The organism is Nocardia sp. NPDC051052, from assembly GCF_044456045.1.
GTDB lineage: Bacteria > Actinomycetota > Actinomycetes > Mycobacteriales > Mycobacteriaceae > Nocardia.
This window is the reverse complement of the sequence record NZ_JBITFL010000022.1, coordinates 75,183-97,628: the sequence shown is the minus strand read 5'-3', so window position 1 is coordinate 97,628 and position 22,446 is coordinate 75,183. Positions and strand designations below refer to the sequence as shown.

Here is a 22,446-nt window from a genome sequence, read left to right as displayed (position 1 = left end):
ATGTGGACCTCAGGACGCGGGGTTGCCAGGCGGTATCCCTTTCGCTGCCGTCGCGCCGCAGAATTCCTCGATGCGCTCGTCCAGGAAGCGCGCCTCGACCGCGTCCCGGAAGTCCGGGCCCGCGATCCGCCTGCGCACCCCGGTCAGCCGCTCCTCCAGCTGCGCGATGCGCTTGTCCTCGGCGAGCCCGAGCACCGGCCGCAACGCCTCGGCGGCACCGTCGAGGCTGCCGTTGATCAGGTGCGCGGCGGCGCAGTCGACCCGGGCCAGCGACTCGGCGCCATAGGAACGCTGCTCCGACGGCCCGCTCGCGTACAACTCGATGGCCCGCTGGGTGGCGGCCAGCGCGGGCTCGGCCTGGCCGAGATGGATATAGGTCGCGCCCGCGTAGTACTGGGCCTTCGCGTCGTTGAACCCGAACACGCCGCCCACGTCGTCGTGCAGCGTGTCGGTCTCGGGCACCTCACGCGCGTCGTCGGCGGCCCGGATGCAGCGGTCGGTGTCGGACGGGCTGCCGAGCCGCGACCAGATCCGCGCCTCGATATTGAACAGCCGCACCTTCGCCGTCGCCGACTCCGCGTACTGATGCCCGCTCTGCGCGAGCAGCACGCCGCGCCGCGGCCGCTCCGCTTTGTACTCGATGAGCGCGTGCATGCCGCGGATCCAGGCGCGTAACCCGTTGTGCCCGCACAGTTCGGCATAGGCCCACGACGCTCTGGCCTGTTCGCCCGCCGCGTCGAAATAGCCGAGATCGGTACTCGCGTTGGCCAGCAGACCCGACAGGGTGCCGGCCAGCAGGTACAGGTGGCTGGTGTCGACAGGTCGCTGATGGCCCTCTAGCAGTCGATATACCCGGCGCCGCACCCGCAACATCTCGACCATCATCGGCACCGGAGGAACACGCACATAGTCGTTCGCGATGCGTGTGACATCGGCATCGAGCTGTTCCAAGGTGGTCGCACCCACATTCGTGCTCTCCGCCTGGCCGGCGTGCTCGCTGGCCTCATGGGCAGCCGCCATGATCAGATCCCTCTCCGAAATCGCTGCTAACGCATCGCCTCTCATCGCACCGGCGTCTATGAGAGCCAAAAGGTCCGCGTCGCTCGAATATTGGACGCGCGCCGAGTCATCGGCGGGCGCGTCGATTCCAGGCGGGGTCGGTCGGTCGGCCATCGATTGATCGATCATTGCCGCAAACCGTGCCCGCACAACGTCGTCCGACCTGGCCAGGGAGGTATCGAGAGCGGCTTGATTGATCGGACGTGGATGGACCCGGACGCCGCCGGCCTCCCACTTCGACACCAGGCGTTCGTGTACCCCGAGGTGGGCCGCGAACTGCCGGATGCTCATGCGCTTGGCATCGCGAAGGGCACGGGCCTCTTTACCTGACCATTGCCGGACCACGATGTCATCCCTTCCGAACGAACTCTTTCCCAGGGTACGAGGGGTTTGTGAGCACGGCCACATACGAAACAGAGCTGGTATCAGAAGAATCCGAAACGCCGGCTGGTGACAGAGGCAGCGGAAGGGCAGCAGAAGGCGGGCGTGCGGGCAATACCGCATCTGGGGCGTGACCGGGACCCTTGAGAGCGGGAGGCAAGGAGTTCGCCGTGAATGTGGAGAAACTCAGGACTGTTGACGATTGGGTGGCGTTCTATCGGCACGAGTTCGGACTACCGGTGACCGAGCGTGGCGGCTTCGTCATGCTGCCGATCACCGGCCGCGTTTGCGTTGTCCACTTGCCTACCGCTCGTGCCGAAAAGGTGCGTGCCGCACTGGATCAGCAGGGGACCAGGGGGCCCATGCTGGCCAGGCAGATCCGGTGGAGCTTTCTCGCCGAACCGGACAGCAGGCCGGGAACGCAGGTATTGGAGGTGCTCAATCGTCTCGATATCGGCATACCTGCCATCGGCAGTGCCGTGATGTTGCCGACCGGCCTCGGACGGTGGACCCGGGAAGGGTGCTTCTGGGTATCCCCGCCGAGACGCGGCGACACGCTGCCACCGCTATCCGTCATCATCACGACGGCGCTGGCGGTGGGAGCGGGCGGCGGGGACTGATCACGCGCCGCGATCGGTTCCCGTTGCCGCCCGGCGCCGGACCGGGCCGAGTCCGCCCCTTTTTTGGCAGTCGACGGGGCGGACTCGGACCGGGCTTTCGGTGGCACGAGACATGACCACGCAATCACGGCGCCTGCAGGCCGAACGCCGCGCAGGCACCGAGGCGAAGCTGATCGACGCGACGATTCAGTGCGTCGTCGAGATCGGTTACCACCGCATGTCGGTGCGGGAGATCTGTCAGCGCGCCGGGGTGTCGCACGGTGGGCTGTTCGGTCGATTCGACACGTTGTTCGACCTGATCGCGGCGGCCGCCGTGGAGGCGGGGCGACGGTTGGCTACCCAGTTCGTGGCCGAGGTCGCCGAACTGCCGGACCGTGCCGACCTCGGCGCGATACTCGAGGTCTTGCGCGACAGTGCGCGGCGGCCGACGAACGCGGTGTGGATCGAACTGAACGTCGCGGCGCGCACCGATCCCGCGCTGGCCGCGCACATGGCCGTCGCTCGCGCCGAATACCGTGCCACCATCGTGGAACACACCGTCACCCTGCCGGTGGCGGCCGGGGTTCCGGCCGAGGCCTTGCGCACGGTGGGAACGATCGCGCTGCAATACTTCGACGCCAGCGCCATCACCGATGCCGCGTTCCCGACGCCCGATCAGGACAGCGCCCAGTTGGCGGCGTTCGCCACCATGGTGCGGGCCTACCTCGACTCGGTCCGGACCGAGTGAGCGGCCTTTACTGTGGGTACATGGTCAGTGATCGGCTGAGCGACCTACGCGGGACATATCAGGTGCACGCGCACCAGATCGTGCCCGCGTCGGCTACCGCCTTCGCGGGCCTCGACGTGGTGCGCTGCTTCGGCTTCGATGTGGTACAGCCTAATCCGGTGCGGCGCAGGAAGATTCCGGGCGGCACCGTCAAGATCGTGTTCGCGCTGGAGGGGACCTTCGAGGGACGCAGTCTCGACCCCACCGCCCTGGTGATCGGTTTGCACGATCGGGCGGGGACCGCAGGGCATGCCGGGCGGATGCGCAGTGTTCAGGTGCAACTCGATCCGTTGACCGCGCGCCGCTTGCTCGGCGTACCGATGGACGAATTACGCAATGGCGCGGTCGAACTCGCCGAGTTCCATGGCCGGTCGGTGTCGCGATTGGCCGAACGCCTCGCCGAAACACCCACCTGGCCCGAACGATTCGACCTGGTGGCCGACTACTTCCGCGCGCGGTCCACCGAGCTGGACGAAGACCGCGCGATCACGCATGCGGTCCGGGAATTGCGGCGATCGAAGGGAATCCGGCCCGTCGCCACCCTCGCCGCGGAAAGCGGTTGGAGCCCAAGGCATTTCCGACGACGATTCGCCCAGCAGGTCGGACTGCCACCGAAGGACTACGGTTCGCTGCTCCGCTTCTCGGCCGCACTCACCGCGTTGACGAGCGACCCCCGGTACGACATGAGCCGTCTCGCCGCCGATTTCGGCTACTACGACCAATCCCACCTCATCCGGGACTTCCAGCGCTTCGCGGGATCACCGCCGGGGCGCCTGCTCGGCTGAGCATGTCCTATTCGTCCAATACCGCGGCGAATGGCGGTACGTAGCGTTCCACGGACCTCGACCGCGAAGGAACGTCCATGATGTCCGCTGCACCGATTACCGTGCGGGTGGCCGCCCTCGGCATCGCCATTCACGCCATCAACCATGTTCTCGTCCTGGTGTTCTCGCCGTTCAGCTGGAACGTCGGCACCGTATTCCATCTCATCCACGCGCCGCTCTACGCCGCCCTGGTGTGGCCGGTATTGCTCGGCAAGAACTGGGCGCGGATCCTCATCACCTTTTTGCTCGGTGGTCAGTTCCTTGGGCGGTTCGTCGTGTGGGTGCTGTTTCCCAGTGCGGGCGCGCATCTGGCGCTGATCGGCGGTTGGGCCCTATCGGTGGCGGTGCTCACGCTGCTGTGGGTGCCGGGATCGACTCGTCGGTACTATCGGCGGACGCGCACGCACCCGGCGCCTGAGTCGGCGTCGGTCGCGAAAGTGACCGAGTGACAGTCACTTCCGCCAGCTTTCCGCGCTATCGCGATTTCGCGGCGTCCAGCGCGTCGGTGGGCAGCGGGAAGTTCAGGTAGGACTTCGAGGGCGTCGGCCCGCGCTGCCCCTGATACTTCGAGCCGGTGGCGGCGCTGCCGTACGGATGCTCGGCCGGGCTGGTCAGCCGGAGCAGGCACAGCTGACCGATCTTCATGCCGGGCCACAGGGTGATCGGCAGATTGGCCACGTTCGAGAGCTCGAGGGTGATGTGGCCACTGAAGCCGGGATCGATGAAGCCCGCGGTCGAGTGCGTCAACAGGCCCAGCCTGCCGAGGCTCGACTTGCCCTCCAGCCGACCCGCCAGATCGTCCGGCAACGTGCACACCTCGAGGGTGGAGCCGAGCACGAACTCGCCGGGGTGCAGCACGAACGGCTCGCCCGCGGCGGGCTCGACCAGGCTGGTCAGCTCGTCCTGGCGTTGCGCCGGATCGATGTGGGTGTAGCGGGAGTTGTCGAACACCCGGAACATCCCGTCCAACCGCACGTCGATACTCGACGGCTGGATCAGGCTCTCCAGGAGCGGCTCGACGCCGAGACGCCCAGCGGCGATCTCCGCACGGATGTCACGATCGGAAAGCAGCACGCCGAGCAGCGTAGCGCCTGCTCGTCCGTGCTCGGCAGTCGCACAGCGCCAGGCGGCCTCGCGCATGCGCGCTCGCAAGCGCTCCAGCCGGTCGTGGGTGGCTTTCGCCGCGCGGCGACACAGCGAGGCCGATATTCTCGCATTCGTTCGGGCGCTGCGGCCCGCCACCGAAGGGATGTGCGCATGACCGAGGCTTCGTTGTTCGACCTGACCGGGCACGTGTCCGTCGTCACCGGCGGAAATTCCGGCATCGGCCTCGGATTCGCCCGCGGACTCGCCCGGGCCGGTGCCGACGTGTGCGTCGTCGGGCGCAACGCCGAACGCAATGCCGACGCCGCCGACATCCTGCGCGCCTACGGCGGTCGGGTGCTGGCGCTGTCCTGCGACGTCGCGGACGAACAGCAGGTGATCGACACCATCGCCAGGACCGCCGGCGAGCTCGGCCGCATCGATTCGTGCTTCGTCAACGCCGGTGTGCCTGCCGGTATCTCGACGTTCCTGGAGACCGATCTGGCCGAGTTCCGCCGGGTCACCTCGATCAATCTCGACGCCGCGTTCGTCACGCTGCGCGAGGCCGCGAAGGTGATGGTGGCCCAGGGCGATGGCGGCAGCCTGGTCGGAACCGCCAGCCTCGCTGCCCGCCAAGGTGTTCCGCGCGGACAGTCCTACGCGGCCAGCAAGGCCGGGCTGATCGCGATCATGAACTCCATCGCGGTCGAGCTCGGCAAGCACGGCATCCGCGCCAATTCCGTGCTGCCCGGGTGGGTCGAAACACCCATGACCGACGGTGTTTTCGCGTGGGATCGGTTCCGCGACCGGGTGCAGCCGCGTATCCCCGCCAAGCGCTGGGGGCGGCCGACCGATTTCGAGGCGGTCGCGGTGTATCTGGCGAGCTCCGCCAGCTCGTATCACACCGGCGACACCCTGCTCATCGATGGCGGCTACAGCATGTTCTGATCGCTCCTCAGCCAATCCTCAGCGTCGGGATGGGATCGTGGGATGGTGACCACGAATCCCTTACCGGGCCGGAGCTGGAACCTGGTCCGCGCACTCGCCGTGTCAGCGGCGATCTTGGCCGTTGTCGTCGTCGGATTGACGAGCAACGTGCTCGGAAAGAACGGGCTCACCGCAATCGACTCCCCGGTCTCGGACTGGGCCATCGCGCACCGCAACGGCACGCTGACACCCCTCGCGAAAACAGCCAGCAACCTTGGTGGCACCGTCGCGATGACCATCCTGGCCACGCTGGCCGTAGTCGCCTTCGGCATGCGCGGCTACCGGCGGGAGGCCGCATTGATCGCCGCCACCGGCCTCGGCGCCTGGGCGCTGGTGGACGGTGGCAAAAACCTCATCGCCAGGCCACGCCCGCCCATCCACGATCACCTCGTCGTCAAAACCAACTACGCCTATCCCTCCGGCCACAGCCTCGGCTCGATCGCCGTGATCGGCATCCTCGCGGTCCTGCTGATCCCCCGCATCCATCGCCCGATCACCCGCTGGATCGCGGCCATCGCCGCCACCCTGTTCGTTGCCGCTGTTGGCCTTTCGCGCATCTACCTCGGCGTCCACTGGCCCACCGATGTGCTCGGTGGCTGGTCGCTCGGCGCGCTCTGGGTGATCGTGTGTTTCGGGGCTTATCGATACTTCGACCAACGACGGGACCTCGCGGTAGCGCGTGAATAACGTTCGCGTCGGCTGGATCTCGCGGCCCACCGGATGCCTGCGGCGGCTCGAACTGTTGGATACCGGGCTTGTCGAATAATGTCTTGGCGTCGAGGGGTTTCGTACATCGACGTGCCCCAGCTGGTCTGGTTGAGGAGGCGTTCCCGTGGTGGACGGATTGGTCGAGCGTGGGTTCGAGGCGGTTCGCGACGCGTTCGCGCAGGCGCAGGCCAGTGACGAGGGGGCCGCGCAGCTGTGCGTCTATCGAGATGGCCGGGTTGTCGTCGATCTGTGGGCCGGGCAGGACCCGGAATCCGGTATGGCGTGGGACGGGGAATCGCTGTCGGTGCTGATGTCGGTGTCGAAAGGGGTGACCGCGACCTGTGTGCACATGCTGGTCGAACGGGGACAACTCGAGCTGTCGGCGCCGGTCCGCGAGTACTGGCCGGAGTTCGCGGCGGGCGGCAAAGCCGACATCACCGTCGCCGAACTGCTCGCACACCGAGCGGGGCTGCCCGGCTTCGACCCGGCCGCAGGCATCGGGGCGCAGGAGCTGACGGACTGGTCGCTGTGCACCTCCACCCTCGCGTCGATGACTCCCCTGTGGCAGCCGGGAACCGCGTTCTACTACCACTCGATCACCTGGGGATATCTGGCCGGCGAGCTGATCAGGCGGGTCACCGGTAAGAGCGTCGGCGACTTCCTGGCCGCCGAAATCGCCGGACCGCTCGGGTTGAGCCTGTGGATCGGGCTGCCGGAAAACGAGGAGCACCGCGTCGTTCCGCAGTTCAGCCGCAAGGAGCAGCCGACGGCCGCACAAGTGGCGGCGGTACTTGGCAACATGGGGATCGATGGCGACGCACCGTTGATCAAGACGCTCCTCGCCACCGTGGAAACCCGTGAAGCTGGGATCGCGCTGCTCAATACCCGCGAGGGACACGCGGCCGAAGTACCCGCGGGCAATGCGATCGGCAATGCCCGCTCGCTGGCACGGATGTACGCCGCGACAATCGGCGAGGTCGACGGCATCCGCCTGCTGTCCCCCGCCACTGTGGACCAAGCACGTCAACCGCAAACCGACCAACTGCGCGGCCCAGCCCCCTTGGACATCCTCCCCGTGACCCACCGCTTCGCCAACGGCTACGAGATCCCCGGCCCCGCTCATGCCATGCTCGGCGAAGGATCGTTCGGCCACAACGGCACCGGCGGCCGAATCAGCTTCGCCCACCCCGAATCCGGCCTCGCCGTCGGCTACACCTGCACCAACATGATCTGGGACGCGGTAGCAGGCCCCGACCCCCGCTGGTTGCCCTGGATCGCGGAGCTCGAGAAGACCCTCGACTAACTCACATCCTCATGCACGCGTCATGGCGTGCGATGAAATCACATCCCAGGTGAAACTGCCCTCATCCAGGTCAACGTCGACCGCCAGGAAGTGGAGGGTGTCGACGATCAGTGCGGCGGGGGTTCGGATGGTCGACAGCGATTGTTCGAGGGGAGCGGAGTCGCGGTCGGCGGTGCCGTAGCCGAGCGATACGTGTGGCATCGGCGGCGGGGCAGGCAGCGCGCGTTCCGCTCCGAAGACCTGTGTGGCCGCATCGCGGGTCGCGGTGTAGAGCTGTTTCCACTGCGCGTCCTCGGGGGCGGCTACGCCGACGCCGTAGTCGTGCAGCCATGGTCCCTGCATCGGGATCGCGAACGCGGCAGTGCTCGCGGCGACGGCCGCCAGCGCAGCCGCGTACCGATCGAGCGCCTCGTCGTCAACCTCTTTGCGCCACCATGGAATTCGAGTGACGGTCGCGTGCTGCCAGCGCGGTTGCACAGCGGCACAACCCTCGAACCCCGCGACGGCATCCACCGCGGGCTGTACCGACGCGATGAACTCGGCGTCCGGGAGCACGTAGACGTGCAGCGAACCGTGCAGCCGCGGCCAGTCGAGGTGTGGTGAATCGAAGAAGTTCCGCACGCGCTGATCCTATGGGCACGGACGACGTGACCGCATCAATCGATCATCACGAGGGCAGCCGACAGGCGGTTCGCCGGTGCGGGTGGCCGCCTCAGTAAGGACCGGCCGGTGGATTTGTTATGGCAGCGAACCCAGCTCGCGCGCAATGCAATCCGCCGCGACGTGATCGCCTCGGGTGCGTAGTTGGGTAATTCGTTCGCGGACGGCATCGACGCCGTACGTCGCAACGATCTCGTTGATGCCGTGCCGCGACACCGAATAGACGGCGCTACCCGCGATCTGCTCCCGCGACGCGTGCTGCCCTAGATGCTGGTACATACCGAGAACCTCCCATTACAGCCGAAAGCTTCATCCACACAACAGAATTGGCTTCCGGCGCGGGAGTCGCTCACCAGCCGGGTACTAACGACAGCTTAACACCCGGCAATCGCGGCGAACGCGTCGAAATAGGATGCTTGCCGAACTAGGCTGCCCGGTCATGGACCTACCGAGACTGTGGGTTGGCATCGACCTCATCAGCACCCGGCTGCACAGCGAGATCGTTGTTCATTCGGCCGGCGGTCAGCGGGTGGGTCGCCGGCTCCGCCGCGTCGCGCGCAAGCTCGGATACGACCACAGCGGGGAAGCCTTGTTTCGCGGTGTCGTCGCGGACGTCATGAACGGACCTCAGCTCGACCATGCACGCGCCGAAGCCGGGATCGAATGCCGGACACACTGGATCACCGCCGCCGACGGCACCGCGGTCGCACTGCTCGTGTGGCTGGCACCGCCGCCGGTGACACCGCGCCCGGTATACAACAGCTGGATTATGGACCTCCGCAGGCTCGCCACCGCTCCCGACGGCGACGACCTGGAGCTCTACGGCGTCAAACGCACCGTGGGCGAGTACAAACCGATCATGGGGGTGTTCCGCAACTTGAACCCCGACGACGCACCCGCATGGACCGCCTTGATTCACAACGCGGGACACCAGCGTGAGGGCGTCACCATCGACGCGGCGTGGTCGATCCGACCGGACAACAACTGGGTGCACTTCTGGTCGTCGACAACGAATCTCGGCGCACCGCAGCCGGGACGCGCCGTCTACGGGCTCACCGTGCAACTGCCCCATCGTGATCTCGACACCCGGCTCGGCACCCTCGTCCGGTACACCGACGCCAGCCTGATCATGGTCGACGTGCGTACCCGCTGCGTCGTGGCCGGCTCCGGAGATCTCGCCGACGCGCTCCTCACCGACGAACCACGCCTGGCGCGCGTACTCACCCAGATCGACCTGGACCGCCTTGTCGTAGCGCCCGCCAATGGCGTTGTCGAGCAGACGATTTCGATCGAAGGTTCACTGTTTCAGGCCGCGCTGTTCGCGATGCCCGCCGGTTCTCTTCGGCCCGGCTCGCTGTTCGCGATCCTGCTCAGCCCGGCGTCGGACCGGGCACGATGACCCGTCAGTGCGCTTCGGCAGTGTCCGCCTCCGGCGCGCGACGCGGGCCGCGCGCCGTCCACACCGCGGCCGAGCCACGCGTGCCGACCTGCACCGACTCGAACGCGCGCTCGAGCGCGGCAACCAGTCCCGGCAGGTCATCTGCTTCGTTGTGGAAGACGCCGGTACGCAGGAACCGGCGCATCGTGGCACGGCTCAGCGCCGTATGCGGGACACCGCCGGCCAGGACGGTCGCTCCGAAGAACACGCCGTCATCGGCCATGACATCGGCAATGTGACCGAAAGCCTTGCCTTTGCTGTCCAACCCGCCCGGCACGCAATGCATAACCCAGGTTGCCGAGACGGACCTGAACCGGCGGCGGTCGACCGGCAACGGCTGCAACACGCTCCCGACCCGGGCCACCGGGTCGATACCGCGTCGGCGCAACCGCCTGCTCGTCTCATCGAGCGAATGCGGATTCAAATCGACCAGGGTGACCGTTGGCTGGGCCGTCGGATAGGTGGTGTGACACAAATGCCACCCGGTACCGGTGCCGATGTCCAGGTGATCGCCGGACATGTTGGCGTCGTACAGGGCCAGCGTGTCGCGGATGGGGCAGCGCCAAATGAAACGACAGTTGAACCAGACCCAAAGGTCATAGATGGCCAGGACTTTCGATGAGTACAGCGCCGCCCCGGCGCGCTCAGCCTGACTGATACCAGCCGTTGCATCCATTCCAGACTCCCTTGCCTACCAGGCAGGGCACTCCGAAAACGGATACCCACCAAGGCATCTGCACCCCGGTCGGGAATCGCTCACCGACCCGCTATCTGCCGACAACCCTACCGCTTCGGCCGTCATCCCGTCTGCGAGTGGATCTTCGGCGTCGATAGCGCCGCTTCCGAGATCGGAGTGAAAAATCGCGCTATAGTATTGGCGGACAACCGATTTAGTCTCCTCGGGAGAGACGAGGTCAGCATCGTGTCAGGAGACAGCCACGAGGGACGGGCGGTCAGCGCGAAAGCGCTCGCACTCCATCACGTCTCGATCAACGTGAGCGACCTCGATCGCGCCCTGCGCTTCTATGTCGACGTGCTGGGCCTGACCCAGCGCACCGACCGCCCCCACGACCTCGGGATCGAGGGTGCCTGGCTGGATGTCGGCGACCGGCAGCTGCACCTCATCGTGCAACCCGACATCCCGCCCGCATTGGGCCAGCATTTCGCCCTTCTCGTCGACCAGCTCGACATCGCGGTGCCCGCGTTGCGATCGCAGGGACTGACTGTGTCCGATCCCGCTCAGATAGGTCAGGGCCGCCAGTCGTTCATGTCCGATCCCGACGGGAACGTCGTCGAGCTGCACCAAGCGTCTCGGACAGGAGCGTAACGACCGTCACCGCCACCCGCCGCGAAGCCTCGTTCAGGCAGGTCAGAGACATCTACCTGGACTTTTCCCGCCCGCTGACGGACTCTGCTAAAGTCTCGGAAGCACCTTTACCGGTCTGCCGATGTAGTTCAATGGTAGAACTTCTGCTTCCCAAGCAGACAGCGCGGGTTCGATTCCCGTCATCGGCTCTCAGTAGCGAAAGCCCTGGCCAGCCACCTGGTGCAGGGCTTTTTCTTTGCCATGATCGCAGTACCGCAGGGGGAGCCGGGGTGGCTCGGTGGAGGGATGTGCGGGTGGGCGGGGTGCGGCGACTATCTGGGGATGTTGTTTCGTCGCACTGTTTTGGTTGTGGGGTTGGCCGCCGGGGTGTTGGTCGGATGCTCGTCTGAGGGCGCGCCGAATGGCTCGATGAGTTGGCGGCCCTGCCCGGAGAAGGCCGAGTTCGATTGTGGCACAGTCACTGTGCCGGTCGATTGGGGTCGACCGGAAGGCGAGAAGATCGAGGTCGCGGTGGTGCGGGATCGGGCTGACGAGCCTTCGAAGAAGGTGGGGACGGTGGTTTCATTGCCTGGCGGGCCGGGGTCGTCGGGGGTGGATGACATCATCAAGGGGGGAAAGTTCTCCGCGGAGCTGCGGGAGCGGTTCGATATCGTCAGCCTTGATCCGCGCGGGGTGAAGCGGAGTCATCCGGTGCGGTGTGATGCTGGGCTGGTGACGCGGCGGCCGAACCTGGTGCCGGATCTGGGTGGGCGGATCGACGAAGTGCAGTCGTATGCAAAGGATCTCGCGGCGAGCTGCCGGGAGTACACCGGGACGCTGATGGATCATCTCGATGCGGCGAGCGTCGCGCGGGATGTCGAGGCCGTGCGGGTGGCGCTCGGCGTGGACCAGATCAGTACCTACAGCAGGTCTTATGGGACGATGCCCGCGCAGGCGTACGCGGAGCTGTTCCCGAAACGCTTGCGCGCCATGCTGTTGGACAGCGTGGACGATCACAGCCTGGATGGCCGGGCCTTCCTGGCCAGCGAAGCACGGGCGGGCAAGGACACTGTCAACGAGTTCGCGGCGTGGTGTGCGCGGGAGGCGCAATGCGCGGTGCACGGCACGGATCTCGACCGGCTCTTCGGCGACTTGTATGCCAAGGCCGCACGCGGCGAGCTGCGCGACCTCGCCGACGCGACCGAGCCGATCGGACCGTTCGACCTGAACGCGCAGATCGTGCAACGGCTCTTCCGACCCGAATGGTCGCGACTGGCAACGGATCTGCGGACATGGGCCGACCAGCCCGCCGACAGCCCGCTGTCGCCCGCCGCCCCGCGGCGACAGGGCACACCGGCACCGATGCCGGAGATCATTGTCTGCTCCGACTGGCGTTTCGACATCACGGGCCAGGATCAGTGGACGCGACTGTGGCGCGAACAGAACGACAACTCCGCACCGCTGCGCGCCCACTTCGCTTGGGGCGCGGGCGCTATGTGCTCGGGCTGGCCGATCGCACCGCAGAACCCGGCGCACCGCCCACAGATCGTGGACGGGCCACCGGTGCTCATCATGAACTCACTGCACGACCCGGCGACACCGCACGAGTGGGCACTGGGCGTCGCGAAGAACACGCCCCGCGCCACCCTGCTGACCTACCAGGGCTGGGGGCATGGTGTCTACGACCGGTCCGCCTGCACGACCACCGCCGCCGACCAGTACCTGATCAACCTCACCGTCCCCCAAAGCAGCTGCCCGGCAGCCTGATTGGTTAGTCGACGGCCAACCGCCACAGGGAGGTGACTTCCGCGGCACGGGCGACATGCAGCGGGTCGGTGGCGTCCTGCGCGCGCGGGTGGCGCGGGGCGGTGTCGGCTTTATCGATGACGCGCAGCCCAGCCGAGTCGACGAGGGCTAGCAGGTCGTCACGGGTGCGCAGGCCGAGGTGTTCGGCAAGGTCGGACAAGATGAGCCAGCCCTCGCCATCGGGCTCGAGGTGGTCGGCGAGACCGGCGAGGAAGCCACGGAGCATGGCACTGTCCCGGTCGTACACGCCGTGCTCGATCGCGGAGGTCGGGCGGGCAGGCAGCCACGGCGGGTTGCAGACGATGAGGTCGGCGCGACCCTCCGGAAAGAGGGCCGGTCCGACGATATCGACGGACGTGGTGAGGTCGAGCCGCTCGATGTTCTCGCGGGCGCAGGCCAGGGCGCGCGGGCTGTCGTCGGTGCCGACGAGGTGGCCGACACCGCGACGGGCCAGCACCGCGGCCAGCACTCCGGTGCCGGTGCCGAGGTCGAAGGCGGTGCGGTGCGCGGTCGGCAGCGGCGTGCGCGCGACCAGATCGACGTATTCGCCGCGAATCGGGGAGAAAACGCCGTAGTGCGGGTAAATGCTGGCGTCCAGCGACGCTATCCGCACGCCCTTCTCCCGCCACTGGGCCGCACCGAGCACGCCGAGCAGCTCGGTCAAAGCGATGAGCATGGGCCCGCGCGACGGCCCGTACACGTCGGCACAGGCCTTGCGCACATCGGGCGCGCGGCGCAACGCGAGCGCGTGATCGTCCTCGAGCTGGACGAGCAGCTTGCCGAGCACCCGCGCGCGATGGTTGCGCGCCCTGCGCTGCAGCCGGAACGACTCGGCCGGACTATCGCCTGGTCCAGGGGCTTTCCGGTCGACGCGGCGGCTCATCGCCTGCAGCAACTGGCGGGCATTGTGATAATCGCCGCGCCACAGCAGTGCGGTGCCCTCGCAGGCCAGGCGGTACGCCGTCTCGGCGGTCATCCGGTCGTCGGCCACCACGATCCGGGTCGGCGCGGGTGTCGCGCTCTCGGAATGCCAGGGCGCGGATCGGACGGTATCGGCTTCGGTCCAGGTCATCGTGGACATCGGTCACCGAGAACCATGCCCACTGTCATGACCGACCCTTCCGAATAGACGCATCGCAGTTTCCCACACGGGCCGCAGAACGCCACGACCAGGGCTGATCGGGTCACTCGAGCCCGCTGGTCTGCTCACGATCGGTCAACTGGCGATCGTGCTGCGCTCCTCGTGCAATCGACGGAATCGACTGCCATGGAAGACCAGTGGATCGACGTCGGTGCGCGTGGCGATGCGGTGGATCCGCAGAATGACCACCGCGTGGTCACCCGCGGGCACGTGCGCCTCCGGCACGCCCTCGATCCAGGCGGAAGCGCCGTCGATGAAGACCGCTTCACCGGTGCCACGGTGCAGTGTTTGCCCGCGGAACCGGTCGCCGTTGCGCGCGCCGAGCGTGCGGGCGGCTTCTTGCTGATCGGTGCCGAGCAGGCTCAGGCCGAGATGGCCGGCGGCGGCGAGTTTGGGCCAGGTCGCGGAGGAATTCTGCACGCAGAACGACACCAACGGCGGATCCAGTGAAACCGGCACGAAGGTGCTCACCGCGAGCCCGTGTGGGGTGCCGTCGATTTCGGCGCACACCGCGACCACACCGCTGGGAAAATTGGCGAAGGCGCTGCGCAGCCCGCCGCCGTCCGCGGGAAACTCGAAGAGCTCATGCATGATTGGTCACCGCCGCGGTATCGACCAGCGCCTGCACGACGGAACGCCAGCGGACGCTGTATCTGTCGATCGCGCCGTCGTCGTGGAAAGTCCGGTCCGACAGATACAGGCCGGGCAGCGCCGTGGTGGCACCGAGCTCGACGAGCACCGGCTTGAGCAACAGATCGGGTGCCAGCGCGTGCACGGGACCAGCACCGAGCATCACCGGAACACCGAGGACGCCCGCGAGACCTGTCCCGCCGTCGAACTGTTCGAGGAACAGCTTCAGCAGCCCGGTATAGGTGGCCTTGAAGGTGGGGCTCGCGAAAACGACGAGCTCGGACTCGGATACGGTGCGCACCGCCGCCGCCACGGCCGGATCACCCCAGCCGAGCAGGGCGGCACCGAAATCGACCAGGTCGATCACGGTGGGCTCCACCTCGGGACGCAGCCCCTTCGCGACCAGCGTGGCCGCCGCCAAAGTGCGGGAGGCGGGCTTCGGATTGCCTACTACGACCGTCACTGTCACTTTTGTATCCTTTTCGATCACATGCTGTTTCGACCGGACGACCGGTCAGATCACCCCGTGCAGCGGTGGCGCGGTGCCGTGCAACAGCGCACGGCCGAGGTGCTGGTACTTCCATCGGATCGGGTCGTGCAGGGTATGCGTGCGCGCGTTGCGCCAGAAGTGATGAAGATTGAGATCGGCTGCGGCACTGCGTGTTCCACCCACCTCGAACAGCGCACTCGACACCTCGTTGGCCGCGCGATCGGCAAGCACCTTCGCGGTGGCTACCGCCAGCGATGCCCGACCGGCGGCATTGTCTTGTTCGCTATCAACTGTGCCACGCGAGGCGAATCCGGCAAGCCCCCCGACGGGGGGTTCCGAAGTACCCTGCCGTCGTGCTCCGGTGGCCGCGTCGACGGCGACGCCCGCCGCGGCGAGGGTTGCCTCGGCCGCGGTGACCGTGACGGACAGTTCGCCGAAACGTTGAATCAACAGCGGGTCGTCGATGGCGTTCGAGACACCGGACTCGAACCACGGGCGGCTCGTGGTGCGCACGAATTCCGTCGCGGCGGCCAGTGCGCCGCGCGCGATCCCGGCATCGATGGCCACATGCAGCAGTTGCGCGAACGCGCCGTAGCCGGTGGGTGCCTGCACGGCGGCGGAGCGACGGATCAGCTGGTCCCGCTCGACCAGCACGTCCTCGAAGGTGACGGTGCCGCTGCCGGTGGTGCGCTGGCCGACGCCGTTCCAGTCATCGATGATCCGCACACCCGAGGTATCGACGGGTAGGTAGGCGATGTACTCCCCAGGCTCCAGACCGGTGTGCCCCGCGGGGTCGTCGAGCCTGGTCAGCACGGCCAGCAGATTCGCGAACAGCGAACCGGTGCAATAGAACTTGCGCCCGTCGATGCGGAATCGCGGCCCGGCGGGCCGGAGGGTGGTGGAGATGTCGGCGATGGTGGCGCCGCCGCGCTCGGACTGGGCGTTGGCGATCCGCGCACCGTCGAGCACCTGCGCGAAGTAGCGCTGCCGCTGGCCCGCGGTGCCTGCCAGCCGCACCAGATTCACGTACACGAAGTGGCTGTGCGGTATCTGCGCGATATTCGGATCGGCGGCCGCGAGGGTGCGCACCACCTCGGCCACGGCGCTCGGCGGCAGGTCGGCTCCGCCGTACTCGGCGGGCACGGTGCTGGCGAGCAGCCCGCTGGCCGCGAGCCGCTCCACCTCCTGATGCGGCAGGATCCGGCCGCGATCCCGCGCGGCCGCCCCCTGGGCGAAATCGGCCGCGAGCTGTTCGGCGACCGAAAAGGCATGCGCGGCCGACGTTATTCGGTCGGCCGCTACCTCGGCGGCGAGAGCGACGGCCCCGGATTGTGACCACTCAGGGGACCGGGAGCGCCGCCCATCGGACACCGTCATCAGCCGACCGCCGCGACCGGCCGTCGCGCGGCTTCCAGTTCCCGAACCAGCGGAAGCACTTTCGCGCCGAAGTATTCGATCTCCTCCTGAAAGTGCAGGAAACCACCCAGGATCAGGTCCACGCCGAGGTCGCGGTAGGCGACGATGCGCTCGGCCACCTGCTCCGGCGTGCCGATCAGTTGGGTGCGGAAACCGTCGTTGTACTGCACCAGATCCTCGAACGACGAGTCGGCCCACATGCCCCTGCGGTCCTTGGTGGACGCACCGGCCTGCTGCACCGCGTCCCGAAATCCTTCCACCGCAGGCTTGTTCGCCTTCTCGATGATCTCGCGCAGGGTGTCGCGCGCCTCCTTCTCGGTGTCGCGGGCGATGATGAAGCCGTTCAGGCCGAACTTCACCTCGCGACTGTTGGCCCTGGCGACCTCGCGCAGGTCGTCGAGTTGTTCGGTGACGCCGTCGAAGTCCTTGCCGTTGGAGAAGTACCAGTCGGCGTAGCGGCCACCATTGCGACGCGCCGCGGTCGAGTTACCGCCTTGGAACAGTTCGGGATTCGGGCGCTCGGGAGTGTTCAGTGGCTTCGGCTTGAGCGTGAAGTCACGGATCCGGTAGAAGTCGCCGCCGTAGTTCACCTCGTCCTCGGTCCAGATCTTGCGGATCACCTCGAGGAATTCGGCACTGCGCCGGTACCTTTCGTCGTGCTCCAGCCACGGCTCGCCCAGCGCGGTGAATTCGCCAGCGAACCAACCGGATACGACGTTGATGGCGAAGCGGCCGTTCGAGAGGTGATCGGCGGTGGCGCCGAACTTCGCCAGCACCGCCGGGTGCCAGAGGCCAGGGTGAATGGCCGCGATCACCTTCAGCCGTTCGGTCGCGCCGAGCAGCGCGAGACTGAAGGAGGTCGACTCGTGCTGGAACTCGGCGCCGTACGACGCGGTGTAGCGAACCTGCGACAACGCGTACTCGAAGCCGTTGTTCTCGGCGGTCTGCGCCAGTTTCTTGTTGTACTCGAAATCCCAGCCGGTGCGCTGTTCGATCTCGCTGGTGACCAATCCCCCGCTGACATTGGGCACCCAGTAGGCGAAGGTGATCTCATCGGCGATCTGCTCCGTGGTCATAGCGTTGCTCCATGGGGTCGGGGGTAGCCGTCGATCTCCTCCCACTCCAGCACCGCGATCCGAGCGGCACGAGGGTTTGAATCTGTGCGATCGGATCGCGGTGCGGGCGGTGTTGGGGTCTCAGGCGTTGGTGAGGGTGTTCGCGAAGGTCGATCGAACGAACTTTCCGGCGGGCGCGAAGCGACCGAGCAGCGCCTCCGCGTCTTCGCCGGTGACACGGGTAATGAAGGCGTTGGCCGCCGCCACCGAGTCGACCGCGAGGAACGGCTGCGGGTGGTGCAGCAGGCCGACCAGGGCGGCGGCGAACTTCGGGTCGACGCTCGCCGCGGCGAAGAGCGTATTGCCGATGTCGGCCAACTCCGGATCGCCGAGGAACAGCCGGGTGACCTTGCTGGCGGCATCGCCACGCACCGCGAGGAAGCCCGCGTACTGCTCGTCGAACCAGGCCTTGTCGAACGCACCGTCGTGCACCGCGGCGGCCGCGACGAGCCGCTGGGCCTGGATGAGCCCGCTCTGCGCGCCCTGGCCCGCGATCGGGTCGTACGCGGCGGAGGTGTCACCGAGCGAGGCCACCACGTGCCCGCCCGCGGTGTGCCCGACGGCGGACCGGACCACCGGCCGCACCGCGCCCTTCAACCAGGAATGCGGGTCATCGGCGATCACCTCGGTGGCCAGCACCTCGGGCAGATCCCAATCGATGAAGTCCCGGTACAGATCCTGCACGATCCGGTGCGCGGACTCGGCGGAATCCGCTGCGGCGAACCGGGTTTCCCATTCGCTGCCCGGCCGGGCCCAGCCGAGGAAGGCCCAGCTCGGGCCCGCGTCCTTGTGCAGGTAAGGCCCCCACCATGCCTCACCCTGCTCGGCAAGGATGGAGAAGCCGCTGTGTCCGCCACCCGCCGGGCTGCGGTGCGCGAAAACGTCCTTGTCGTAACCGATTCCGGTCACCGTGACGGTGAGCAGCGAGCGCTGCGGTGCGTCATAGGGGGTGCGCGTCTGATCGATCGCGAACAGGTCGGACAGTCCGCCGCGGCCGGTGGCGACCAGCGTGAGGGCGTTGGCCGCGGCGATCGTGTCGAGGGTTTCCGGGGTCACCTGCTCGACGATGAAACGGCCGCCGCGTTCCTGGAAGGCGGTCAGTCGTTCGTCGGCCTTCAGGCGGGTGTCGACGGCGACGCCGACGTAACCGTCGAAATGGCCGTCGAATTGGATCAATTCGGCGCGATCCGGTCCGGCGATGCGGACGCTGAGTCCGGTGTGCCGCGGTGCCCGCGCGGTGTAGGTGTCCAGTCCGAGCGCGGACTCGGCCTGCTGGGTGATGCCGAATTCGAGCGCGGTGCCGGTGGCGGGAACGTCGTCGCGCAGCGCACGCTGATCGCGGTCGCTGTAGAGCGTGACGTCGAATCCGGCGTCGAGTAAGCCGAGTGCCGCAGTGACGCCGGTTTGGCCGGCACCGATTACCGCGGCCGAACGGGTGGAACGGGGAACGGAATTCTGCGTTGTCATGCTCGGATCATCCGGGGTGTGACACGGCCCTCGTGAGTGTTGCGATCAGCGAGAATCAATGAGCAGACGGGAGTTTTCGCTGGCGTACCATTCGGGCCATGTCGTTCACCGTTGCCGAGCTGACCGGAGACCGGGCCGAGCAGTACCAGCAGCTCGCCGCGCAGGCGCAGGCGCTGGTGGCGGGCGAGCCGGACCGCGTCGCCAACGCCGCCAATCTCGCGTCGCTGGTATTCCACGCGCTGCCCGAACTGAATTGGGTCGGGTTCTATTTCTACGACGGAAACGAGCTCGTCGTCGGACCCTTCCAAGGCAAGCCCGCGTGCGTCCGCATCCCTATCGGGAAGGGTGTGTGCGGCACGGCGGCACAGACCGGGGAAACTCAGCTGGTGCCCGATGTGCACGCGTTTCCCGGCCATATCGCGTGCGACGCCGAAACACGCTCCGAGGTCGTTATTCCGTTGGTGCACAATGGCGCGCTCATCGGGGTGTTCGATCTCGATAGCCCGAAACCGGACCGATTCGATGAAATCGACAAGGACGGGCTGGAATCCATCGCCAAGGCTTTCCTCGATGCCCTCCGGGCTTAACGGCCGGTCTACGGCGCGGCGATGACGGCTCCTGGACGCGAGACCTCGTCGGGTAGCGCGGTGGAGCCGGGTGCGCCCACGCGGTAACGCGCACCGCGATGCTCGTCGGGTAACCGATCGCCTGCCTCGAACAGTTTGTCGCGTAGCGTGCCGGGGACGTAGTCGGTGGCGTAGGCGCCGCGTTCGGTCAGGGCCGGAACAACGTGCTGCACAACGTCTTCGAACGAACCCGGGGTGATCGCGTAGGCCAGGTTTAGGCCGTCGAGATCGGTGTCGGCGACCCATTCCTGGAGCAGGTCCGCGACGGTGGCACCGGATCCGACGAACACCGGACCCATGCCGCCGATACCCGCCCAGCGGCCGATGTCGCGCACCGTCCACTCGCGGCCGTCGTCGTCGAACTCCTGGAAGGCGGCGACGGCGGACTGGATGGCATTGCTCTGCACCTGCCCGATCGGATCGTCCAGGTCATAACCGGACAGGTCGATGCCCATCCAGCCGGACATGAAGACGAGGCCGCCCTCGATGCTGGCGTAGGACAGGTACTCCTCATGTTTCCGCTGTGCCGCCTCGTCGGTGGCGTCGGTGATGATGGTCGCCAGCGCGTAGATCCGGGCCGAGTACGGATCGCGACCCGCGTCCCGCAGCGCCGCGCGGATTCGGGAAACGGTCTGGGCGAGCAGCCGTTTCGATGGTGCGGCAATGAAGATGGCCTCGGCATTCTCCGCGGCGAAGCGAACGCCGCGGGTCGAGGCGCCCGCCTGGTAGATGACCGGCGTGCGCTGCGGTGACGGCTCCGAGAGGTGGATGCCGGGCACCGTGAAGTGCTTACCCTGGTGGCCGATGTGGTGCACCTTCGTCGGGTCGACGTAGACGCCCGACGCGGCGTCGCGGACCACCGCGTCGTCCTCCCACGAGCCTTCCCACAGCTTGTACAGGACCTCCAAGTATTCGTCTGCCTGGTTGTAGCGCTCGTCGTGGTCGAGCTGGTCGTCGGCGCCGAAGTTCCGTGCCGCCGAAGGTAAGTAGCCGGTGACGACGTTCCAGCCGATGCGGCCATTGGTCAGGTGGTCGAGGGTGGAGAGCCTGCGCGCGAACGGGAAGGGATGCTCGAACCCGGTGCCGGTGGTGATGCCGAACCCGAGGTGCTCGGTGACCGCGGCCATCGCCGAGACCAGCAGCAGCGGATCGGCGACCGGGATCTGCGCGCCCTGCCGCAGTGCGGCGACATCGGTACCGCCGTAGACGTCGTAGGTGCCGAGCACGTCGGCGATGAAGATACCGTCGAATCGCCCCTGCTCCAATAGTTTTGCCAGGTCGGTCCAGTAGCTGAGTTCCTTGTACCGGTGCGACTGATCGTCCGGATGCCGCCACAGTCCCGGCGATTGGTGGGCGACGCAGTTCATGTCGAAGGCGTTGAAGCGAATTCGGCGGGTCATTGCGCCACCTCCGTCGCGGGCTTGCGTTCGCCCGCGCTCCAGGCGAACGGCAGGTCGGCACCGTTGAGCAGGTGATCGCCGATCGCCCTTGCCTTTTGGACGGCCGGGTTGTGTACCGAGATGGTGCGTGCGTTGCGCCAGTGCCGGTCCAGCCGTTGGCGTTCCGAAACCACCGACGCGCCACCGACTTCGAAGAGCAGCGTGGTGGCGGGCAATACCAGATCGATCACCGCGAGCTGCGCCTGTGCGGCGGCAAGTTCGGCTGCCACCAAAGACTTTTCGTCGTTGGCGCCACCGGCGAGTACCTCATCGAGGACATCGGCGACGGCGAGCACGGTAGACCTGGCGGCGAACGCGGCCGCCGACAGGCGCCCGATCACCTGCTGCACCAGCGGATCCTGCCGCGGCACGCCCGCCGTGGAATGCGAGTAGCTGCGCGTGCGTCCCGCCACCCACTCCCGTGCGTCCAGCTCGGCGCGCTGTGCGATGCCGGCGAGCACGGAGAGCTGGACCAATTGGAGATACGAGGTCGCGTAGGTCGGGCCGGGTGCGCCGTAGCCGGGGCCGAGGATTCGCTCGTCGGACACTACGACGTCGGTGAATTCCGTGGTGCCGCTGGCGGTCAGCCGCTGCCCGAAGCCGTCCCAGTCGTCGTGCTGGCGCACGCCTTCGGCATTCGCGTCGACGAGCACGCCAACGCGCTCACCGTCGCGATCGGCCGCGACGAGGATGTAGTCGGCGTACAGGGAGCCGGTGCTGTAGTACTTCACACCGTTGAGCAGCCAGCGGTCGCCGTGCTCGGCCAGCCGCGTCCGGTAGCGGTCGACCGCACCCACCCCCGGTTCGGTGATCGCATTGCCGACCAGCGTGCTCGTCGCCGTCCGCAGCCACTGCTCGCGACTCGGCCCCGGCTCGGCAAGCAGCTGGTCCTCGACGAACGAGAAGTGCACGCGCAGCGCCTGCGGCAGGTTCGACTCGGCCGCCGCCAGCTCGATCAGCAGCCGGAACAGCTGCCGCACCGAGACGCCGTAGCCGCCGAACTCGACCGGCACCCGCAGCGCGCCGAACTTCGCCTCGCGCAGCCATCCCACCTCCTCGAACGGCAGGCGACGATCGACTTCCCGCGCCACCGCCCCCTGCGCGATGCGCTCGAAGATCGGTCCGAAGACCGCATCCAGTTCGGAATCTGTGGCGGATTTGGCCTCGAGGGATGTCATCAC

At 67.2% G+C, this 22,446-nt stretch carries 24 protein-coding genes and 1 tRNA gene; 12 read left to right on the top strand and 13 right to left on the bottom strand.

Features of this window, described 5'->3' with window-relative positions; genetic code table 11:
- Window positions 1–9 precede the first annotated feature (9 nt).
- Complete coding sequence (locus tag ACIBCN_RS42760) at window positions 10–1,020, bottom strand: XRE family transcriptional regulator (protein WP_396998383.1); 1,011 nt, start codon at window positions 1,018–1,020, stop codon at window positions 10–12.
- 590 nt (window positions 1,021–1,610) lie between these two features.
- On the opposite strand from ACIBCN_RS42760, the gene ACIBCN_RS42755 reads away from it, so the two are divergent.
- The 4 genes from ACIBCN_RS42755 to ACIBCN_RS42740 all read left to right on the top strand — a co-directional run bounded on the left by ACIBCN_RS42755 (window position 1,611) and on the right by ACIBCN_RS42740 (window position 4,099).
- The gene (locus tag ACIBCN_RS42755) at window positions 1,611–2,060 is read left to right on the top strand and encodes a hypothetical protein (RefSeq protein ID WP_357384834.1); all 450 of its coding nucleotides are present in this window, start codon (window positions 1,611–1,613) and stop codon (window positions 2,058–2,060) included.
- 112 nt (window positions 2,061–2,172) lie between these two features.
- Window positions 2,173–2,787, top strand: a complete 615-nt coding sequence (locus ACIBCN_RS42750) for a TetR/AcrR family transcriptional regulator (RefSeq protein WP_396998381.1) — start codon at window positions 2,173–2,175, stop codon at window positions 2,785–2,787.
- A 20-nt stretch (window positions 2,788–2,807) separates the two neighbouring features.
- Entirely contained in the window at window positions 2,808–3,611 is an 804-nt protein-coding gene (locus ACIBCN_RS42745) for a helix-turn-helix domain-containing protein (protein ID WP_396998379.1), read from the top strand.
- Between the two features lie 77 nt (window positions 3,612–3,688).
- Window positions 3,689–4,099, top strand: coding sequence for a hypothetical protein (locus ACIBCN_RS42740; RefSeq protein WP_396998377.1), 411 nt, complete (start codon window positions 3,689–3,691; stop codon window positions 4,097–4,099).
- A 25-nt stretch (window positions 4,100–4,124) separates the two neighbouring features.
- On the opposite strand, the gene dcd is transcribed toward ACIBCN_RS42740, so the two are convergent.
- The gene (gene dcd / locus ACIBCN_RS42735; RefSeq protein WP_396998375.1) at window positions 4,125–4,724 is read right to left on the bottom strand and encodes a dCTP deaminase; all 600 of its coding nucleotides are present in this window, start codon (window positions 4,722–4,724) and stop codon (window positions 4,125–4,127) included.
- Between the two features lie 183 nt (window positions 4,725–4,907).
- Between dcd and ACIBCN_RS42730 the strand changes: the two genes are divergently transcribed.
- The 3 genes from ACIBCN_RS42730 to ACIBCN_RS42720 all read left to right on the top strand — a co-directional run bounded on the left by ACIBCN_RS42730 (window position 4,908) and on the right by ACIBCN_RS42720 (window position 7,731).
- On the top strand, window positions 4,908–5,681 hold the full coding sequence (locus tag ACIBCN_RS42730) for an SDR family NAD(P)-dependent oxidoreductase (RefSeq protein ID WP_396998373.1): 774 nt from the start codon (window positions 4,908–4,910) through the stop codon (window positions 5,679–5,681).
- A 42-nt stretch (window positions 5,682–5,723) separates the two neighbouring features.
- Window positions 5,724–6,407, top strand: coding sequence for a phosphatase PAP2 family protein (locus ACIBCN_RS42725; protein ID WP_396998371.1), 684 nt, complete (start codon window positions 5,724–5,726; stop codon window positions 6,405–6,407).
- A gap of 145 nt (window positions 6,408–6,552) precedes the next feature.
- Window positions 6,553–7,731 (top strand): serine hydrolase domain-containing protein, encoded by a 1,179-nt coding sequence (locus ACIBCN_RS42720; protein ID WP_396998369.1) that lies wholly within the window; start codon window positions 6,553–6,555, stop codon window positions 7,729–7,731.
- 9 nt (window positions 7,732–7,740) lie between these two features.
- Here ACIBCN_RS42720 and ACIBCN_RS42715 read toward each other — a convergent pair whose 3' ends face one another.
- On the bottom strand, window positions 7,741–8,352 hold the full coding sequence (locus ACIBCN_RS42715; RefSeq protein ID WP_396998367.1) for a 2'-5' RNA ligase family protein: 612 nt from the start codon (window positions 8,350–8,352) through the stop codon (window positions 7,741–7,743).
- 117 nt (window positions 8,353–8,469) lie between these two features.
- A complete protein-coding gene (locus tag ACIBCN_RS42710) occupies window positions 8,470–8,670 on the bottom strand; it encodes a hypothetical protein (protein WP_396998365.1) in 201 nt (66 codons plus the stop codon).
- A 160-nt stretch (window positions 8,671–8,830) separates the two neighbouring features.
- Between ACIBCN_RS42710 and ACIBCN_RS42705 the strand changes: the two genes are divergently transcribed.
- Window positions 8,831–9,790: a hypothetical protein gene (locus ACIBCN_RS42705; protein ID WP_396998363.1), complete on the top strand. Its 960-nt coding sequence runs from the start codon at window positions 8,831–8,833 to the stop codon at window positions 9,788–9,790.
- 4 nt (window positions 9,791–9,794) lie between these two features.
- On the opposite strand, the gene ACIBCN_RS42700 is transcribed toward ACIBCN_RS42705, so the two are convergent.
- Entirely contained in the window at window positions 9,795–10,505 is a 711-nt protein-coding gene (locus ACIBCN_RS42700) for a class I SAM-dependent methyltransferase (RefSeq protein WP_396998362.1), read from the bottom strand.
- Window positions 10,506–10,751: 246 nt separating this feature from the next.
- Here ACIBCN_RS42700 and ACIBCN_RS42695 point away from each other — a divergent pair, with 246 nt between their 5' ends.
- The 3 genes from ACIBCN_RS42695 to ACIBCN_RS42685 all read left to right on the top strand — a co-directional run bounded on the left by ACIBCN_RS42695 (window position 10,752) and on the right by ACIBCN_RS42685 (window position 12,902).
- A complete protein-coding gene (locus tag ACIBCN_RS42695; protein ID WP_396998361.1) occupies window positions 10,752–11,156 on the top strand; it encodes a VOC family protein in 405 nt (134 codons plus the stop codon).
- A gap of 117 nt (window positions 11,157–11,273) precedes the next feature.
- Window positions 11,274–11,344, top strand: a tRNA-Gly gene (locus ACIBCN_RS42690).
- A gap of 220 nt (window positions 11,345–11,564) precedes the next feature.
- On the top strand, window positions 11,565–12,902 hold the full coding sequence (locus ACIBCN_RS42685; protein WP_396998360.1) for an alpha/beta hydrolase: 1,338 nt from the start codon (window positions 11,565–11,567) through the stop codon (window positions 12,900–12,902).
- A gap of 4 nt (window positions 12,903–12,906) precedes the next feature.
- Here ACIBCN_RS42685 and ACIBCN_RS42680 read toward each other — a convergent pair whose 3' ends face one another.
- The 6 genes from ACIBCN_RS42680 to ACIBCN_RS42655 form a co-directional block, all read right to left on the bottom strand.
- Window positions 12,907–14,022 (bottom strand): methyltransferase, encoded by a 1,116-nt coding sequence (locus ACIBCN_RS42680; protein WP_396998359.1) that lies wholly within the window; start codon window positions 14,020–14,022, stop codon window positions 12,907–12,909.
- 135 nt (window positions 14,023–14,157) lie between these two features.
- Entirely contained in the window at window positions 14,158–14,673 is a 516-nt protein-coding gene (locus ACIBCN_RS42675; RefSeq protein ID WP_396998358.1) for a flavin reductase family protein, read from the bottom strand.
- Entirely contained in the window at window positions 14,666–15,181 is a 516-nt protein-coding gene (locus ACIBCN_RS42670) for an NADPH-dependent FMN reductase (protein ID WP_396998356.1), read from the bottom strand. Before ACIBCN_RS42670 ends, ACIBCN_RS42675 begins: the two co-directional genes overlap by 8 nt.
- A gap of 45 nt (window positions 15,182–15,226) precedes the next feature.
- Window positions 15,227–16,579, bottom strand: coding sequence for an acyl-CoA dehydrogenase family protein (locus tag ACIBCN_RS42665; RefSeq protein ID WP_396998354.1), 1,353 nt, complete (start codon window positions 16,577–16,579; stop codon window positions 15,227–15,229).
- Window positions 16,579–17,694, bottom strand: coding sequence for a dimethylsulfone monooxygenase SfnG (gene sfnG, locus ACIBCN_RS42660; protein WP_396998353.1), 1,116 nt, complete (start codon window positions 17,692–17,694; stop codon window positions 16,579–16,581). The genes ACIBCN_RS42665 and sfnG overlap by 1 nt, the downstream gene beginning before the upstream one ends.
- Before the next feature lie 120 nt (window positions 17,695–17,814).
- Window positions 17,815–19,200: a styrene monooxygenase/indole monooxygenase family protein gene (locus tag ACIBCN_RS42655; protein WP_396998351.1), complete on the bottom strand. Its 1,386-nt coding sequence runs from the start codon at window positions 19,198–19,200 to the stop codon at window positions 17,815–17,817.
- A gap of 98 nt (window positions 19,201–19,298) precedes the next feature.
- On the opposite strand from ACIBCN_RS42655, the gene ACIBCN_RS42650 reads away from it, so the two are divergent.
- Window positions 19,299–19,787 carry a GAF domain-containing protein gene (locus tag ACIBCN_RS42650; protein ID WP_396998349.1) on the top strand — a complete coding sequence of 163 codons (489 nt, stop codon included), beginning with the start codon at window positions 19,299–19,301 and terminating at the stop codon, window positions 19,785–19,787.
- Window positions 19,788–19,795: 8 nt separating this feature from the next.
- Here ACIBCN_RS42650 and ACIBCN_RS42645 read toward each other — a convergent pair whose 3' ends face one another.
- Together ACIBCN_RS42645 and ACIBCN_RS42640 are read right to left on the bottom strand one after the other, a co-directional pair.
- Window positions 19,796–21,226 carry an LLM class flavin-dependent oxidoreductase gene (locus ACIBCN_RS42645; RefSeq protein WP_396998347.1) on the bottom strand — a complete coding sequence of 477 codons (1,431 nt, stop codon included), beginning with the start codon at window positions 21,224–21,226 and terminating at the stop codon, window positions 19,796–19,798.
- Window positions 21,223–22,443 (bottom strand): acyl-CoA dehydrogenase family protein, encoded by a 1,221-nt coding sequence (locus ACIBCN_RS42640; protein WP_396998346.1) that lies wholly within the window; start codon window positions 22,441–22,443, stop codon window positions 21,223–21,225. Before ACIBCN_RS42640 ends, ACIBCN_RS42645 begins: the two co-directional genes overlap by 4 nt.
- Window positions 22,444–22,446: the final 3 nt, after the last annotated feature.

Excerpts from the sequence above, each read along its gene's own strand:
- ACIBCN_RS42760 (WP_396998383.1), bottom strand. The coding sequence starts at position 1,020 with ATGGCGGCTGCCCATGAGGCCAGCGAGCACGCCGGCCAGGCGGAGAGC.
- ACIBCN_RS42750 (WP_396998381.1), top strand. The coding sequence starts at position 2,173 with ATGACCACGCAATCACGGCGCCTGCAGGCCGAACGCCGCGCAGGCACC.
- ACIBCN_RS42745 (WP_396998379.1), top strand. The coding sequence starts at position 2,808 with ATGGTCAGTGATCGGCTGAGCGACCTACGCGGGACATATCAGGTGCAC.
- ACIBCN_RS42740 (WP_396998377.1), top strand. The coding sequence starts at position 3,689 with ATGATGTCCGCTGCACCGATTACCGTGCGGGTGGCCGCCCTCGGCATC.
- ACIBCN_RS42730 (WP_396998373.1), top strand. The coding sequence starts at position 4,908 with ATGACCGAGGCTTCGTTGTTCGACCTGACCGGGCACGTGTCCGTCGTC.
- ACIBCN_RS42725 (WP_396998371.1), top strand. The coding sequence starts at position 5,724 with ATGGTGACCACGAATCCCTTACCGGGCCGGAGCTGGAACCTGGTCCGC.
- ACIBCN_RS42710 (WP_396998365.1), bottom strand. The coding sequence starts at position 8,670 with ATGTACCAGCATCTAGGGCAGCACGCGTCGCGGGAGCAGATCGCGGGT.
- ACIBCN_RS42705 (WP_396998363.1), top strand. The coding sequence starts at position 8,831 with ATGGACCTACCGAGACTGTGGGTTGGCATCGACCTCATCAGCACCCGG.
- ACIBCN_RS42700 (WP_396998362.1), bottom strand. The coding sequence starts at position 10,505 with ATGGATGCAACGGCTGGTATCAGTCAGGCTGAGCGCGCCGGGGCGGCG.
- ACIBCN_RS42685 (WP_396998360.1), top strand. The coding sequence starts at position 11,565 with ATGAGTTGGCGGCCCTGCCCGGAGAAGGCCGAGTTCGATTGTGGCACA.
- ACIBCN_RS42680 (WP_396998359.1), bottom strand. The coding sequence starts at position 14,022 with ATGTCCACGATGACCTGGACCGAAGCCGATACCGTCCGATCCGCGCCC.
- ACIBCN_RS42675 (WP_396998358.1), bottom strand. The coding sequence starts at position 14,673 with ATGCATGAGCTCTTCGAGTTTCCCGCGGACGGCGGCGGGCTGCGCAGC.
- ACIBCN_RS42665 (WP_396998354.1), bottom strand. The coding sequence starts at position 16,579 with ATGACGGTGTCCGATGGGCGGCGCTCCCGGTCCCCTGAGTGGTCACAA.
- sfnG (WP_396998353.1), bottom strand. The coding sequence starts at position 17,694 with ATGACCACGGAGCAGATCGCCGATGAGATCACCTTCGCCTACTGGGTG.
- ACIBCN_RS42655 (WP_396998351.1), bottom strand. The coding sequence starts at position 19,200 with ATGACAACGCAGAATTCCGTTCCCCGTTCCACCCGTTCGGCCGCGGTA.
- ACIBCN_RS42650 (WP_396998349.1), top strand. The coding sequence starts at position 19,299 with ATGTCGTTCACCGTTGCCGAGCTGACCGGAGACCGGGCCGAGCAGTAC.
- ACIBCN_RS42645 (WP_396998347.1), bottom strand. The coding sequence starts at position 21,226 with ATGACCCGCCGAATTCGCTTCAACGCCTTCGACATGAACTGCGTCGCC.
- ACIBCN_RS42640 (WP_396998346.1), bottom strand. The coding sequence starts at position 22,443 with ATGACATCCCTCGAGGCCAAATCCGCCACAGATTCCGAACTGGATGCG.